This is a genomic window from Moritella sp. 28, assembly GCF_018219435.1.
Taxonomy (GTDB): Bacteria; Pseudomonadota; Gammaproteobacteria; order Enterobacterales; family Moritellaceae; genus Moritella.
Window position 1 is genome coordinate 3,819,556 of sequence record NZ_CP056121.1, and the last position, 16,249, is coordinate 3,835,804.

General features: G+C 39.9%; 13 protein-coding genes. 3 read left to right on the forward strand and 10 right to left on the reverse strand.

Annotation, left to right across the window (positions count from 1 at the left end):
- Positions 1-61 precede the first annotated feature (61 nt).
- From HWV02_RS16840 to HWV02_RS16860, 5 genes are all read right to left on the reverse strand, one after another.
- The gene (locus HWV02_RS16840) at positions 62-346 is read right to left on the reverse strand and encodes a hypothetical protein (protein WP_211690611.1); all 285 of its coding nucleotides are present in this window, start codon (positions 344-346) and stop codon (positions 62-64) included.
- 59 nt (positions 347-405) lie between these two features.
- Positions 406-1,950, reverse strand: a complete 1,545-nt coding sequence (locus HWV02_RS16845) for a YdiU family protein (RefSeq protein WP_211688838.1) — start codon at positions 1,948-1,950, stop codon at positions 406-408.
- Between the two features lie 139 nt (positions 1,951-2,089).
- Positions 2,090-2,524, reverse strand: a complete 435-nt coding sequence (gene msrB, locus HWV02_RS16850) for a peptide-methionine (R)-S-oxide reductase MsrB (RefSeq protein ID WP_211688839.1) — start codon at positions 2,522-2,524, stop codon at positions 2,090-2,092.
- 19 nt (positions 2,525-2,543) lie between these two features.
- Entirely contained in the window at positions 2,544-4,388 is a 1,845-nt protein-coding gene (locus HWV02_RS16855) for an ABC transporter ATP-binding protein (protein ID WP_211688841.1), read from the reverse strand.
- Between the two features lie 58 nt (positions 4,389-4,446).
- Positions 4,447-5,025, reverse strand: a complete 579-nt coding sequence (locus HWV02_RS16860; protein ID WP_211676897.1) for a VOC family protein — start codon at positions 5,023-5,025, stop codon at positions 4,447-4,449.
- A gap of 224 nt (positions 5,026-5,249) precedes the next feature.
- Here HWV02_RS16860 and HWV02_RS16865 point away from each other — a divergent pair, with 224 nt between their 5' ends.
- The gene (locus HWV02_RS16865; RefSeq protein ID WP_211676898.1) at positions 5,250-5,552 is read left to right on the forward strand and encodes a DUF496 family protein; all 303 of its coding nucleotides are present in this window, start codon (positions 5,250-5,252) and stop codon (positions 5,550-5,552) included.
- A gap of 226 nt (positions 5,553-5,778) precedes the next feature.
- Here HWV02_RS16865 and HWV02_RS16870 read toward each other — a convergent pair whose 3' ends face one another.
- The 3 genes from HWV02_RS16870 to HWV02_RS16880 are packed head-to-tail and all read right to left on the reverse strand — an operon-like array spanning position 5,779 to position 8,701.
- Positions 5,779-6,540, reverse strand: coding sequence for an ABC transporter ATP-binding protein (locus HWV02_RS16870; protein WP_211688843.1), 762 nt, complete (start codon positions 6,538-6,540; stop codon positions 5,779-5,781).
- A gap of 14 nt (positions 6,541-6,554) precedes the next feature.
- Entirely contained in the window at positions 6,555-7,604 is a 1,050-nt protein-coding gene (locus HWV02_RS16875; RefSeq protein ID WP_211688845.1) for an iron ABC transporter permease, read from the reverse strand.
- On the reverse strand, positions 7,601-8,701 hold the full coding sequence (locus HWV02_RS16880; protein WP_211688847.1) for an ABC transporter substrate-binding protein: 1,101 nt from the start codon (positions 8,699-8,701) through the stop codon (positions 7,601-7,603). The genes HWV02_RS16875 and HWV02_RS16880 overlap by 4 nt, the downstream gene beginning before the upstream one ends.
- Before the next feature lie 603 nt (positions 8,702-9,304).
- Between HWV02_RS16880 and HWV02_RS16885 the strand changes: the two genes are divergently transcribed.
- Both HWV02_RS16885 and HWV02_RS16890 read left to right on the forward strand, forming a co-directional pair.
- Positions 9,305-11,437: a TonB-dependent receptor gene (locus HWV02_RS16885; RefSeq protein ID WP_211688849.1), complete on the forward strand. Its 2,133-nt coding sequence runs from the start codon at positions 9,305-9,307 to the stop codon at positions 11,435-11,437.
- A gap of 201 nt (positions 11,438-11,638) precedes the next feature.
- A complete protein-coding gene (locus HWV02_RS16890) occupies positions 11,639-12,847 on the forward strand; it encodes an MFS transporter (RefSeq protein WP_211688851.1) in 1,209 nt (402 codons plus the stop codon).
- 46 nt (positions 12,848-12,893) lie between these two features.
- Here the strand turns inward: HWV02_RS16890 and HWV02_RS16895 are convergent, their stop codons facing one another.
- Both HWV02_RS16895 and HWV02_RS16900 read right to left on the reverse strand, forming a co-directional pair.
- Complete coding sequence (locus HWV02_RS16895) at positions 12,894-14,231, reverse strand: sphingomyelin phosphodiesterase (RefSeq protein ID WP_211688854.1); 1,338 nt, start codon at positions 14,229-14,231, stop codon at positions 12,894-12,896.
- Between the two features lie 344 nt (positions 14,232-14,575).
- The gene (locus HWV02_RS16900) at positions 14,576-16,159 is read right to left on the reverse strand and encodes an ABC-F family ATPase (RefSeq protein WP_211680279.1); all 1,584 of its coding nucleotides are present in this window, start codon (positions 16,157-16,159) and stop codon (positions 14,576-14,578) included.
- Positions 16,160-16,249 lie beyond the last annotated feature (90 nt).

Genomic DNA, 16,249 nt, shown 5'->3' on the forward strand with positions numbered 1-16,249 from the left:
GAAAATTTGATGATCGGCCCTCATTTTTACATTCATGTTTTACTAATGTAGTCTTAATACATTATTTAATAATCGAAACACCGTCGACTTGCGCAACAGAACTCGCATTGGTTCGTTCGATTGTTTTAACAAGCACGGATTGAATCGTTTCATCTTCTCGTGCGTCACTTTTACTCACAAATTTTTGTGCTTGTGGTTCCGCGCCCTCTTCTAACGTGAACGTCACAACAACTTCGGTTGCAGTATCCTTCGTTTCACCAAAGTACGCTAGCGATACTAACGGATAACCTTTAAAGCCTTTTTTAACTAGCTTTTCAATACGTTTTTTTGCTTTATCTAAATTCATCATTAAATCCTTGTGGTAACTAAACCGGAAAATATAATACGTAAACAATAAGGGGATAACTATGACGAGCAACTCAGTACCATCTTGCGTCCCCACTCAGGAGGTAATGCAGCGAGCTTTTCAAACTCAGGGTGTTCGGCAAACGGATCCGCTAATACTTCAAGTAACTCATTCACCAAGCTGTAGTCGTAGTCAGTTGCTTGCGTGATCGCTTGCTGCGCTAAGTAATTACGTAAAATATACTTAGGGTTAACTTGGTTCATGCTCACTTTACGCAGCTCATCTACGCTCGATTCTAAGACTAAACGCTGCTGATATTTCACCGCCCAAGCATCAAATGCCTCTCGGTCGACAAACTGATCGCGTATTAGGCTATTATCAACATCCTCAGCGCTATTAAAATCACTTAATAGGCGGAAAAAATAGGTATAGTCCACTGCGCTACCGGCCAATATTTCCAACAAGTGTTTAATCAACTCACCATCCGTATCATGCACTTGTTGTAAACCGAGTTTTCCACGCATCAACTCACGCAATTTCGCTAAGAATATATCATCATAAGTTTGTAGCACTGCATTTAACGGATCGATATCAACAAACGGAGTCAGGGCACGACCTAACGCCATTAAATTCCAATAACCCACTTGTGGTTGCTGATTAAAGGCATAACGACCCGAATAATCGGTGTGATTACAAACATAAGCGGGATCGAAATTATCCTGAAACGCAAACGGACCATAATCAAAGGTTTGCCCTAAGATAGACATGTTATCGGTATTCATCACCCCATGAACAAAACCAACCGCTTGCCAATGTGCCATTAACTCTGCGGTAGTGGTCATCACTTGCTTATAAAACGCCAAGTAAGGTACTTCTGCATTTAGGGCATCAGGGAAATGCTTGCTCAGGGTATAATCCAGCATCAGCTTCAAATCGTCTAAACGCTGGGTATAATAAAAATGTTCAAAGTGACCAAAACGCACATGCGATTCAGCAACACGCACGACCATGGCGGTTTGTTCAACTTGCTCGCGCATCACCGTATCACTACCAACAACCACACTTAATGCTTGTGTAGTTGGAATACCTAACCCCTGCATTGCCGCACTGCATAAATACTCGCGAATACTTGAACGCAATACAGCGCGACCATCACCTTGACGGCTATAAGGCGTTCGGCCTGCACCTTTTAAATGCAGATCCCAAGTCGTGTGATTGTTACTATCACCACGAGCATCATTACCTTTAACTTGCGCTAATAGCAAGCCACGACCGTCACCAAGATCAGGGTTATAGTGACCAAATTGATGACCGGTATACTTCATTGCCAGGGGGTCGAAACAGCTTGGTAGATAATTACCAGAGCATAGCTGCAGTAATGCATCGCTATCAGCAACAGCATTATCTAAATCTAACAAGGCTAATACTTGCGGGTTTAGGCTGACCATTTTCGGGTCGCTGATCCCATCTGGCATTTGCTTGTTATAAAAATGTGCGGGCAACGTCGCATAGTGATTATCACAGTTCAGTGAATCAATACTTGTCAGCTTATCAAGCCTACCGGTTTGTTCATGGCTGTCTACTGGCTTATTAACGATGCTCACGGATTATCCCTGCGGTTAAGGCTTTATATAAATATACCCAAATTATTGCATGGTATTGTGTTCAACACCTAACAACAACTTGGGTATATGCTTCATCGACTATTTTGTGACGATTGCTTTCGCGATCTAGCTTAACGACCTAGTCTTTGCTATCGGCTTTAAAACCCATTGATATTGAGTTAATACAAAAACGTTGACCCGTCTCTGTTGGCCCATCGGGGAATACATGCCCTAAGTGAGAGTCACAGTGACTACACGTCACTTCAATACGTTGCATGGCTAAACTATTATCTTCTGTATAAACCACCGCGCCCGACTTGATCTCTTTATCAAAGCTTGGCCAACCGCAACCCGAATTAAACTTGCTATCGCTGGTAAATAATTCACTACCACAACATTTACAGTGATAAACACCCACCGTCTCATTGTTTAACAGCGTACCCGTGTAAGGATGCTCTGTGCCTTTTTTACGGCACACGTGAAACTCTTCATCCGTTAACTCAGCTTGCCATTCGGCATCAGTTTTAGTCACTCTAATACTGCTTTTATCTGTGTTTTTTATCTCTTTCTTCATACTCTTTTTATCCTCACGGTTAATGAGTAGATTGTAAGCGGCCGTACAATGTTTGATAAAGCCCTTCAACCTGTAATAATTCATGATGTTGTCCTGACTGGCTTATTTCGCCATCGTCGAGCACATAGATCAAGTCAGCTTGTTTAATTGCGCTGAGTCTATGGGCAATAATTAATGTCGTTCTGTCTTCTAAAAATTCGCTAAGGTTATGGTGTAAACGACTTTCGGTTTCGGTATCTAATGCCGATGTTGCTTCATCAAAGACCACCATTTGTGGTTTACTTAATACCATTCTCGCAATCGCTAAACGCTGGCGTTGACCACCAGAGAGACGCACACCATTACGTCCGACTAAGGTATCTAATCCATGACCCAGTTGTTTAATTGTTTCTGCCATTTCGGCAACTTGTAGCGCTTGCCATAATTCATCATCGGTAAAACTATTACCCATAGATAAGTTTTCACGTATCGAGGTATTAAACAAGATAGGTTGCTGTAATACCGTGGCAATATTCTCACGTACTTTATCATAACCAATCTGGTTTAGCGGCACATCGTTAATTAAGATCTCGCCTTGTTGTTTCTCATATAAACCTAATAACAGCTGCACCAGTGTTGACTTACCGCCGCCACTCACCGCAACAATCGCGACTTTTTTACCTTTCGGGATCACTAAGTTTACATTACGAATCACTTTGTTTTCACTATTGTAAGCAAAACACACGTCTTTGAATTCTACAGCAACCCCATCTTGACTCGCAAACGGGTCCACCACACACGAATATTGTGGCTCTTGCGTTAACTCAAACACACCATTTAATCGTTTCAATGCCGCCGAAGCTGCAAAGTAGGTATATTGAATACTTAATAACTCTTGTACTGGTCCCATCATAAACCACAGGTAACCAAATACCGCGAAGATCTGACCGATAGTCAGATCAGCAAAAACGACCATCAACATAGCGATCGCACGGAACACTTCAAAACCAATTAAGAAGATAGTGAAACTTAAACGGTTAACCGCATCGGTTTTCCATTGTGATTGGATCGCGCTATGGCGTAACTCACTCGCCGCATCAATAACACGGCTGAAGTATTGCTTCTCACGTTGTGCTGTACGTAACTGTTGGATTGCATCTAAGGTATCAATTAGCGCTTCTTGAAATGCTTCAAAGGCGGCATTTTCACGTGTTTTTAAGTTTTTAACCCGCTTACCAAACGAACGAGAAAAATAGATAACTGCTGGATTCAACAATAAGATAATTAAACCTAACTGCCAATCAATCCATAACAAGATAGCAGCCGTACCGATAATGGTGAGCATACTGACTAGAAACTTAGATAAGGTCTCTGCTAAGAATTTATCGATAGTTTCAACATCGGTGATACAACGAGAGCTGATCCCCCCCGAACCCTGTGTTTCATATTCGGTTAAGGATACCAGCGGTAAATGGTGCATTAATTTATTACGAATATAAAAACTTAGATTCTTACCAATGATCGTAAACTGTCTCGCTTGCCATACCGACAAGACTAAACTGGACAAGCGTAACAACACTACAAAACCAAGGATCGCCAGAATATACAGTTGCGGCCCCCACCACGATTCAGGGAACATATTTTGCATTACCTGTACCGCCGAACCGGGTTTTTCTAACAATACTTCATCTACGAGTAAAGGCATCATCAGCGGAATAGGGACACTGACTAAGGTGGCAAAAACGGCAATGATATGGGCACTAATTAATGGTTTCTTTTGGCGTAATACACGTTGACGGATCAAGCCCCAGCTAATCCGCGTACCTTTGTTTTGTTGCTGTGCTTGCTGAGATTGCGATTTAAATTGAGTATTTTCTTCTATCATAATTTATATAAAACCACACTTACCTTGATGCTGTTGCGAATGATTATCAATTACAACATTATGCCGTAGATTCACTCGCAACAACAGCTTTAATGCCTTCGCTATGTACCTTGATGCAGATATCACCTTGTTTAAATGCAATCGTAGGATTTGCTAATGTTTCGCCTTCAACTTGTGGGGCTGAGCGTTTAATTTTAATACTGCTGTCATTAGCTAATAAGGCATCAATATCTGGATTAATCAAACGTAATGCCAGTTCTAACTCTGCCATATTAGTCGCATTACCCGGTAACACTAACTCTATGTGTTCCCAACCTTGTTGGGGATAATGCTTGGCAGGAAACGGTAGTTCGACACAATCAATCTGCCAATCACCTAACGTTAACGGCTCATCTAATACTATTATATATATCGGTCGACCGTTAATAATGCTGTCAGAAATAACCTTACCACGTTGTTTTAATTCAGCCAGTAGTGACTCTGCTGTTGCAATATCATTCACCCGCAGTGCGACATGATCGCACCATAACGCATCAGTTTTTAAATTTGATTGCTCAAGTAAACCAAGTGTATGTGAGAATGCTAAAATCGCTTTAGAGAATGCAGGCCACTGCTGAGTTAGATCTTGATATTGCATGGTAATTCCTTCAATAAGTTATCAAGTAATAATAACACAAGCCGCATTTTAACTGCGCGGTTTATAAAATAACCATTCTTGATTTAGTGCAAAAATTTGAAAGTTGACTCTAATTAGGTCAAAAACACAGAGCTTTTAGGACATTATCCTGTTAAATTAAAGAGGATTTATTTTAATAGCTTTTCATCAATTTACATAACTCTTCATACAATATGGGTGTACAAATGAATAATGCTTTTGATGCAGTAAAAAGTGCTCGTCGTAAAAACAAGCTAAAACGTGAGATCCTCGATAACGCGAAAAAGATCCGTGATAACCAAAAACGTGTCGATCTACTTGATAATCTACTTGATTATCTTACACCAGAAATGACTCAAGCAGAGATTGTTGAAATCATTGCGAACATGAAGTCAGATTATGAAGACCGTGTAGATGACCACATCATTACCGGTGCTGAACTATCTAAAGAGCGCCGTGAAATTAGCAAAAAGATTAAAGCAATAACAAAAGCTGTTCACGAAAAATAAGAAGAAATCGAACGCCATACACCTACACGATAATCCGCGCCCTAAATAAATCTAATAAGCGGATATCAATATTGAGATAAGCACCAGATACACAAGTACACTTGCGAGGTCTGGTGTTTTATCTTAATGCACAGCTTAATTCGTCTCCGTAAGTACCCTTGCCAATACATCCCACACAATAACGCACACGAATAACTAAAGATCTAAAATTAGGATGAAAGTAATACTAAGCGATATACTGCGCATCGAGTAAATCGTAGCCTGAGTTCGAAGCAACCTTGTTTAACCTAATATTAAACATGTCCTCAGCTAACTGAGAATTTAAAGTAGTTGGTGTAGGCCCTTGAGCAAAACAAGCCCCTTGGTGCAACGCTATCATTTGCGGACAAAAACGACTAGCCAAATTTAAGTCATGAATGGCTATAATGCACAGCATATTATGCTGTTTTATATAGTCAGCTAATAACATCATTACCTGCAGCTGCCGCGATAAATCTAAGGCGCTGGTAGGTTCATCTAAAAGCAATACATCGGGATTACGGATCAAGCCCTGACCAATGCCCACGAGTTGTTTTTGACCACCACTTAAATCCGCTAAAAATTGATTCGCTAAATCACTGATATTAAGAAGCTGCATAATATCACTGACTTTTTTCTCTTTCGATTGTTGATTTATTGATTCAGATGCTAGATTAAGGGCAAGCATTAAGCCTTCAAAAACCGTCAAGCGAATATGGTAATCCGTTAGCTGAGGCACATAACAAACCGCTAAACTACGCTGTTTGCTAGGTATTCGATCGAGGTCCTGACCTTCTAGCATTATTTTTCCACTACGGTTTTTGGTAATACCTGCAATCAAACGAAACAAGCTCGATTTCCCCGTACCATTCGCGCCAATTAATGCCGTTAATACGCCTCGGTTAACACTTGCTATATTAAGGTTATTTAAGACCTTCTTTTTACCGTAACTAAGGTTGATATTTGACATTGATAAAGCCATTTTTATTTCTGCCTTATTGTAAAAATTAAAATGAAGAAACAAGGAATACCAATCAAGGATGTGGTGATACCTATGGGTAACAAAGCACCACTAATTACTAATTTACTAAGGACACTAGCTAGCGATAATAGACTCGCCCCAACTAAAATACTGCCAGGTAGGAAAAAACGTTGGTCTTCACCGAGTAATAAACGTGCTATATGAGGGGCCACTAAACCAACAAAACCTATGGTGCCAACAAATGCCACGGCAACCGAGGCTAATAACGCACAAGCCAACAAGGAAAATAAACGTAACCTATCCACATTAACCCCCATACTCCTGGCTTGTTCATCACCAAAACGTAACGCAGTTAATTGGTCTCGGTAGCAGAAAAAAAAGGTCAACATACTGAGTAATACCACAAGACAAATCATTACTTTTTCAAAACTGGCCCGTGCAAGAGACCCTAAGGTCCAAAAGACCAATTGTTGTAAGGCATCTTCACTGGCGATGTATTGTAAAAAAGCTAACAAGGAATTAAAGCTAAACATCAAGGCAATTCCGGCTAATACCAAGGTTTGATAACCCACGCCACGCATCTTACTGATGGCAAACAACACCAAAGCACTGAGCATGGCAAATAGAAACGCATTAACCGATACGATGTATATGCCAGCAACAGGCAACACAGCCCAATCCAAAACAAAAGTTAAAGCAGCGCCAAAGGCGGCAGCAGCAGAGATCCCGAGGGTAAAGGGATCTGCCAACGGATTATTTAAAATAGTTTGCATCTGCGCACCAGCACAAGCCAGCATGGCCCCCACCAACATAGCAATCAGGGCGATGGGCATGCGTATTTGCCACAGAATTAAATCTAATTTAGGATCTGGGCAGTCCACTAAACAGGCACCGACCTCAAGCAAGCCATAACTGCTTGGCCCTGAGCTTAAATCCCAAATAAAACTAAATACTAATAAAACACTTAATGCCAATAAAATAAATGACTTAATTAAACGCTGGCGACGATAGAAAAAATGCTGCTGAGTGATAACAAGCTGAGAACTGCTCACGGTAATTGACTCCAAAAAATGCCTGAAGATTGAAATGGCATAAACTGCTTATGATATTCTTGCCAAACTTGCTGTGGATTCAAATCGGTAAACAAGCTCGGGTGCATCCACTTAGCCATCATCTGAATAGCGACAAAATAACCCGGGTGATTATAAAATTGATGCCATATTACATATACCTGTTTATTTTTTACCACTGGCATTTGTGACCAACCAGTTCGCTGTACTAAGGCTTGCATACCTGAGTCGACCAGTGCTTGCTGCGCCGAATAACCCAGTGGCGGAGAAATACTCTGTTTTTTATGGGTCCAGTCACCTGCTGTGGCGATAATGATATCAAAATCTTCTACCAGCAGGGTTTCCGGGTTTAAATCCACGGAAACACCCGAGGTTTTGCTACTTCCCCAATTTTTTCCGCCAGCCATCTCGGCAAATGCACCAAAATTGGCTTGACCAAAAATGCGGCAACAAGCCGGACCATTAATTCCAGCTGCACGTTCAAGTAATACTAGGGGTTGCTTATATTTATTTTCCGCTAACCTTTGTTCGACAATATCCAATTGCTTTTGCACAAAACTAGAGAACTTTTGTGCCTGCGCTTGGCGCCCTAAAACCTTCCCGAGAATATTCATACTCGGTAAAAGGTTACTACTTAAATCATGGCGATAATCAATAAATAAATAGGGTATAGACAAAGCATCAAGACGGTTTAATGTTTCCGATTGCTGTAAACTTTCCCGATAATTAAGACTAAATATGACTAAGTCTGCATTTAAGCTAAAGGCTTGCTCAACGTCAAATTGACCAGTGTTAGATCTCCCCACAGTTGGCTTATTAAGGAATGATGGATACAACTCAGTGAGTTTTTGCCAAGTGCCTCGATCGGCTTTAGCCAGATCATCAGCCATAGCGCGAATATTATGTCCTGGATTCTGAGGCTGCAGCGCCATCACCAAGTACATCATACGCCCTTCAGAAAGAATTATATTCTTTGGTAGTTGCTCGAATATGACCTGTCTGCCGCTCAGGTCTGAAACCACAAAAGCCTTACCTACATTAGGTAAAACTAAAAAAATCAGCAAAATAAGCCGTCTCATTAATTAACGTTATCGCCCTTTATTTGAATGCATAACTATTTAAATTAATTACTATAAGTAAGCAATAAGTTGGATGGCGCACCTAAAGTGTCAAGCTAATAACTTAGCTTCGACATATTTCCATATCTTACATTCATTATCCTAGCGCCTTTAAATTAAACGTTGCAAATTTACTACATAACCACCAAGTAGTAAACGCAAATAAAAATAATTTTCATTTACCACTATTAGATAATTAAAACATATACATATGATCAAGAAAGATACTTGATAAAGAAAGAAAATTTACGTTTTCTGTTTATAAAGTCGGTGTCTAGTTCTGGGTTTTCTTAATGATATTCAACGGATAATATCTGTATCAAAAATTGAGCACACTTAAGAAGTGTTGAGAATTGGTAATAAAAAACAAAATGTTCACTCTAAGTGATTTATATAACCATTTTCTCTCGACAAAACAACACATGGTAATGATAATGATTTGCATTTGAGTCGTATGTATTTATAATGCCTCAAATTTAGTTATATTATCCCGATGAATAAAGACAGTAATAGCGTGTATAGATAATGATTATCTACTTGTATAACAAAATGTATGGAGACATAATGTTAGTAACAAATACCCCTTTTAAATTAAACATCATTGTAATTTCTTTGTTAATGAGTCAACAAGTTTTAGCAGAGACGTCGATTACCCAACAAGAAGATAATCTTGGATATACGGTAATTACGGCCACCCGCAATCCAGAACAAAATTTAACCCTGCCCAATTCAGTCACTATTGTTGATCGAGAACAAATAGAAAGCCTGTCATCCAACGCCACTAGCTTAGGAGAAATCTTAGCTAAAACTGTCCCCGGTATGGCAACTAGCTCACAAAGTATGTCTAATTATAGCCAAACGATTCGTGGTCGTAAGATACAAGTGTTAATTGATGGCGTACCGCAATCAGGTTCATTAAGAGGCTCATCACGAGATTTAGTCAATATTTCTCCTGATATGGTAGAACGAGTGGAAATATTACGTGGGCCGACAGGAATTTACGGCCAAGGTGCAGCAGGTGGTGTTATCAATATTATTACCCGTAGAGCCTCATCAGAGGCACTTGCCTTCACAACTAAAGTGTCAACACATGCACAAAGTGAAAACTTTAGTAAAAGCGCATCCGCTGACATTTTCCAACAGATTAGTGCTGCGAGCGAAGACACCAGCTATATTGCTTCAGCAAAGTATGCCAGCACTGGATTATTTTATGATGCAGAAGGTGATGCAATCCCAGTCAGTCCGCATGGTCAAGGTGGGGTCAGTGATTCTGAAGACTACGACCTATACGGGAAAATAGTCCATTATCTAGATGACAATCAAAGTGTAGAGTTATCAGTAATCACCTCACGCTTAGCACAAGAAAATAATTATCACACGGTTAATGGCCAGTACGGTAAAGACAAAGCGACACAGGGCGATGGGCCAGAGAAAAATGCGATCGGACAAGAGAATGAAAATTGGTCGGTTAACAGTAAATATCACCACGATGATCTAATGGGCAGCCAGTTAACCTTGCAGGCGTACGCGCAAGGCAGCAAGGCAACAAATAAATACAATACTAAAAACAAAGCGCAGTCTGTAACCGATTCAGACAAATTAGGCCTACGCCTTACTGTAAATACTGAATTTGAAAGCTTCGTTAATGGTTCTGTTTTTTGGGGCTCTGATTTAGCACAGGAAAAAGCAGGCCAATATATGACAGACGGCCGACTTTGGTCGCCTAATCTCGAACAACAAACTATCTCCCCTTTTGCGAATGTACGTTTACAACTAACAGATAACTGGATCTTACGTTTTGGGGCGCGTTATGATCTTTTTGATTTAGATATTGATACCTTCCAAGTGAATTTTGGAAAAAATAAAGGCGATACAGTCACTGGTGGTGATTTAAGCTATTCTGCAACCACTTATAATGCTGGCTTAACCTATCTTATTAGCGATACTCACTCTGTTTACGTTTCTTATTCGGAAGGTTTCTCTTTACCTGATGTTGGCAGGATTTTACGTGATGGTGGTGCAGGTAGCGTCGCGTTACTAAACCCTGAACCAATACGAGTGAAAAACTATGAAATTGGTAGCAAAAGCCAATGGCAAAATATTGATGCGAATATTGCCGTATTTTATAACACTTCTGATTTAGGCCTACGTTTTGTAGGTGATGCCAACGATACTAATTTCAGCCCTAAACGTGAACCAGAAAAAATCTATGGTATAGAGCTAGCCTTGAATTACAACATCAGTAATGACTGGAACACTGGCGGTACATTTAGCTGGCAAGAAGGAAAGTCAGACTCTAAAGACAATGGGGATTATGACGATTACCTAACTGGCGAACGTATTCCTCCCACTAAAATCACCGCATTTATATCAAATCAAACGAGCGAAAATTGGTATAACCAATTAGATGTACTTTATTCAGGAAATCGAGATAAATTTGCAGATAACAATGCAGCAGCCGATGTCGACCCGAGCGATAAAGTTAAACGTCAATACGCCGAAGGCAAGGTAGAATCTTTCACCGTTGTTGATTTTGTTAGCCGTTATCAGATGCCAGTAGGTCAAGTCACTTTCTCTGTGGCAAATTTATTTAACCACGATTATTACACTGCCGAATCACAGTTCAGAAACCGTGATGCACAATATGCAAAAGGTATTGGACGTGTCTTTGGTCTTGCCTACAGCCTTGACTGGTAATTCAATTAAAAGTGGCTGGAAAGCCACTTTTATTAAGGAGCTAATATGATTCTTTTGATCATCACATGTTCTAAAAAGAAAGATAAAAAGGAAAATTAAAATCACACTAAAAAAGACCATAATTTCAACATGATGGTCTTTTTATTTTCACAATAACAATGCTAATCTAACAGTCTCTCAGCCAATTAGCAGTAAATCATCATGAAGCCATTACCTAAATCACTCTCTAAAGACAGCCCTTTCGTCTTTCTCGCCCTTGCTGGTATTGTCATGTCGATGACCTTTTCGGCGTGGAACGCACTGCTGAATAACTTTGCTATAGAGAATGCCGCGTTTACTGGAGCCGAAATCGGTACCTTACAATCTATACGCGAGATCCCAGGGTTACTTGCTTTCACGGCAGCGTTTGTATTACTGATATTAAAGGAACAAGTTTTTGCTATTATAGCCTTATCCTTACTCTCGATTGGTGTGGCGATAACGGGATTTTTCCCCTCAGTTTATGGCTTATATGCCACAACCGTACTTATGTCTGTGGGCTTCCATTATTACGAAACCATCAACCAATCATTAAGTCTGCAATGGTTTAGTAAAACCGAAGCACCTGCGCAATTGGGTAGACTACTCGCGGTGAAATCATTTGCAGCCCTCTTTACCTTTGCGGCTATCTGGTTGGCGTTCAGTGTGTTTAAGGCTGACTATATTACCGTATATGTGACATTTGGATTACTCGGGTTAGCGATCACTGCATGGTTAGCAACACATAAGCCTAAAACCCAAAACACGCATGTACAACACAAGAAACTCATTTTGCGTAAGCGCTACAGTTTGTATTACTTGCTGACGTTTTTAGCGGGTGCTCGCCGACAAATATTTGTCGTCTTCGCTGGTTTCTTAATGGTTGAAAAATTCGGTTACGGTGTTCCAGAGATCACCGCGCTATTCATGCTTAACCATGTTATTAATCTATATTTAGGGCCTAAAATCGGCGCATGGATTGGACGTGTAGGTGAGCGTCGCGCATTAACATTCGAATATACCGGACTTATCTTTGTGTTTATTGGTTACGCCTTAGTAGAGTCAGCAGAGTTTGCCGCCGTGCTGTATATTATTGATCACCTGTTCTTTGCAGTCGCTATTGCATTAAAGACCTATTTCCAGAAGATCGCTGATCCGAAAGACATTGCAGGGAGCATGGGCGTAAGTTTCTCTATTAATCATATTGCTGCCGTAGTTATCCCGGTGATTTTTGGCATGATCTGGTTATATGATCCGTCATTAGTATTTTACGCAGGTGCCGCTATTGCTTGTTTATCTTTAATACTGAGCCGCTTTGTGCCAGTAAAGTACACGTCTGAACCAAGCGTTAGTAAAAACTGTTTAAGAAAGAAGGCCATCTCTTTAACGTGATGGCCTTTTATCAAAAGTAAGTAATCGATTACATGAATGTGCAGGACTAATCAGCGGTGTCTTTATCACCTTCAGGCGTATCGAATGTTAAATTACCTGTGATAGCAAAATGATCAGAAAGATCATACTTTGTAAATACATCCGCATGGAGACTACGCGGAACGAGTACTTTAGACGACGACGACACTGGAGCCAAATGTGAATTTGAATATAAGACGTAATCTAGATTTTCGTTTCCACCGCTCGCCCAGTTATTGACAGTACCGCCATAGGTATACTCATAGCCACCGTTTCTTAGCACCTCTTCCGCACCAAGAATACTTAACATCTTGTCATATTCATGCGGATACTTATTCTTATCAACATTAAGATCGCCCCCAATAATGACTGGCTCTGCCCCACTAATATATTGATTATCAATAAATTCACGCATTTGAGTAAATTGCTTAACACGTGTTTCTTGATTGTCTTGGTTTGCCCATGCCTGAGTGTGGCTACCAAAAACATGGTAAGGATTTCCTCCCTTATTAATTTTGGCATACATAACCCCTTTTGCAGCCAAACAATCTTCTTTATCACATTCATCGAAAGTCATTTGCACTTCTTTTTCAATTGGCCAACGGCTCACAATTAATACACCACCATCTTCGAAGCCTGGTTTATCAACGACTTGAGTCTGATAAGGATACTCAGCCCTTAATCCGTCTAAAAATATTTTTCGGTTACTATTGTCAAATAATTCAGAAAATATAATGACATCATAACCGTTTATTTTATGTTTAAGCTGATTTAAACGTTCAGGTACGCTATGAGATGCAAAACCTGGTATTAACGCCCACACATTGTAAGCCAATACATTAAGATTATTGTTTAAACCACGCGATGCACTTGGTTGTTTAGGATGAATGATATAATAAAAATCATCCCCAGTGGGGGATGCATACTCTGCCTTAAAAGCGATAGTTGTATTTTCACCTATAAAATCTTGGTTAACAGAATAAATACCCCGATCATCATACCAAGAGGAATTATTAGCACCGTGCCAAATATTACTAAAAGTCCAAGTACCAATTAATTTTTGTTTAAGAGTGGTACTGCTACCATCTTCGGCCGTAACAGTTGTATCAAAGTAATAGTCATCACCCGATACAATGCCCTGATTACGATTCAAATTTAAATAGCGAACGGTTGCTAACGGAGGCACTGAGTATGCGAGTTGTCTCCAATGCTCACCTTCATTTAAATGATGGCCACTTTGTTTGATACTTAACGTTACTGTTTGAAGCGTATTATTAGTTAAATATATATCGCTTTCTGCCCAGGCATTTGCACAAAATAATGCCATATTGGTAGCTAGAAATAATGTTAAAATCCTTTTAATCATATTCTTTACCTTATTGAATTGAATTGAATTGAATAAACTAATTCAAATGTTGATTTATTGTTTCACTTTCGATCAATACATTAACATTGAAAATTGAAATTATATCTCTAATTCCATAAATTAAATCAGCAGCTGCATTCGACATAGCTAACACTTTCAGTAACTTGGCCGAGGACTCCCCGTTTAATGACGAACGGTTGATAAGCGTTATACGTTAATTTTGCAATTAGTATTATTTAGAATGGGTCTGGCAGATACAAAAAAAGGTCATCACTTTACAGCGATAACCTTTTTATAATTCACTCAATTATTTGTTTACTAAACTAGTTCAATTTACCAAATTATTATTTGCTTGCGATATATTCTTCGTAAGTACCGTCGAAGTCAACGATGCCGTTTGGCGTGATATCCCAGATACGTGTCGCAACTGTAGATACGAACTCACGGTCATGAGAGATGAATAGTAAAGTACCTTCATATTTCTCAAGAGACATGTTCAATGCTTCGATTGATTCCATATCCATGTGGTTAGTTGGTTCATCCATTAATAATACGTTTGGACGTTGCATCATTAGTTTACCGTAAAGCATACGGCCTTTTTCACCACCAGATAGTACACTTACTTTCTTGCTAATGTCATCATTAGAGAACAGTAAACGACCTAGGAAACCACGAACAGTTTGATCGTCATCGCCTTTTTCTTTCCACTGATTCATCCATTCCATAAGCGTTAGATCTTCTTCGAATAATGCTTCGTGATCCTGCGCGTAATAAGCGATGTTTACGTTTTCAGACCATTTAACTTCACCAGCATCTGGTGTTAATTCGCTTACTAATGTACGCATTAATGTTGTTTTACCAACACCATTGGTACCGATAATCGCGATACGTTCGCCAACTTCAACCATACCCTTGAAGTTCGAGAATAATGGACCTTCTTCAAAACCTTTTGTTAGACCTTGAACTTCTAGTGCATTACGGTAAAGCTGTTTTTCTTGCTCAAAACGAATAAATGGTGTTTGACGGCTAGAAACTTTAACTTCATCAAGCTCAATTTTATCAAGACGTTTAGCACGTGATGATGCTTGTTTTGCTTTTGATGCGTTTGCAGAGAAACGAGCAACGAATGCTTTAAGCTCTGCCATTTGTGCTTCTTTTTTCGAGTTACTTGTTAGCAGCTGTTCACGTGCTAGCGCAGAAGCAAACATGTAATCATCATAGTTACCAGGGTAAACACGTAGTTCACCGAAATCAAGGTCAGCCATGTGAGTACAAACACTGTTTAAGAAATGACGATCATGCGAAATGATTACCATTGTACTTTGACGTGCGTTTAGTGTTTCTTCTAACCAGTCAATCGTTGCGATATCCAAGTTATTCGTTGGTTCGTCAAGTAATAAGATATCTGGATCAGAGAATAGTGCTTGTGCTAGTAGTACACGAAGTTTCCAACCTGGAGCAACTTCGCTCATTAGGCCGTAATGCTGTTCTACTGGGATACCAACACCGATTAGTAGTTCACCTGCACGAGATTCAGCTGTGTAGCCATCCATCTCTGCAAATTCACTTTCTAGATCGCCAACACGCATACCGTCTGCTTCAGACATATCTGGGTTAGCATAAATTGCGTCACGCTCTTCTTTCACAGCCCACATTTCTGCGTGACCCATGATCACGGTATCAAGAACGGTGTTGTTTTCGAATGCGAATTGATCCTGACGTAATTTACCTAGGCGTTCGTTCTCATCAAGCTTCACGTTACCAGAGCTTTGATCTAAATCGCCACCTAGGATTTTCATGAATGTTGATTTACCACAACCGTTAGCACCGATTAAACCGTAACGATTACCGCCACCGAACTTAACTGAGATATTTTCGAAAAGTGGCTTGGCACCGAACTGCATTGTAATATTTGCTGTGCTAATGATAGGGAACGCTCCTGTCCAAAAAGTGGACTAAATATAAATTACTGAATTTTAAGTTGGCGGAGTATAGCATCTAATGTGACGTAAATCACG

Bases quoted from the DNA above. Each gene is read 5' to 3' on its own strand.
- HWV02_RS16855 (WP_211688841.1), bottom strand. From the start codon at position 4,388: ATGATAGAAGAAAATACTCAATTTAAATCGCAATCTCAGCAAGCACAG.
- msrB (WP_211688839.1), bottom strand. From the start codon at position 2,524: ATGAAGAAAGAGATAAAAAACACAGATAAAAGCAGTATTAGAGTGACT.
- HWV02_RS16890 (WP_211688851.1), top strand. From the start codon at position 11,639: ATGAAGCCATTACCTAAATCACTCTCTAAAGACAGCCCTTTCGTCTTT.
- HWV02_RS16840 (WP_211690611.1), bottom strand. From the start codon at position 346: ATGAATTTAGATAAAGCAAAAAAACGTATTGAAAAGCTAGTTAAAAAA.
- HWV02_RS16865 (WP_211676898.1), top strand. From the start codon at position 5,250: ATGAATAATGCTTTTGATGCAGTAAAAAGTGCTCGTCGTAAAAACAAG.
- HWV02_RS16870 (WP_211688843.1), bottom strand. From the start codon at position 6,540: ATGTCAAATATCAACCTTAGTTACGGTAAAAAGAAGGTCTTAAATAAC.
- HWV02_RS16860 (WP_211676897.1), bottom strand. From the start codon at position 5,025: ATGCAATATCAAGATCTAACTCAGCAGTGGCCTGCATTCTCTAAAGCG.
- HWV02_RS16885 (WP_211688849.1), top strand. From the start codon at position 9,305: ATGTTAGTAACAAATACCCCTTTTAAATTAAACATCATTGTAATTTCT.
- HWV02_RS16895 (WP_211688854.1), bottom strand. From the start codon at position 14,231: ATGATTAAAAGGATTTTAACATTATTTCTAGCTACCAATATGGCATTA.
- HWV02_RS16880 (WP_211688847.1), bottom strand. From the start codon at position 8,701: ATGAGACGGCTTATTTTGCTGATTTTTTTAGTTTTACCTAATGTAGGT.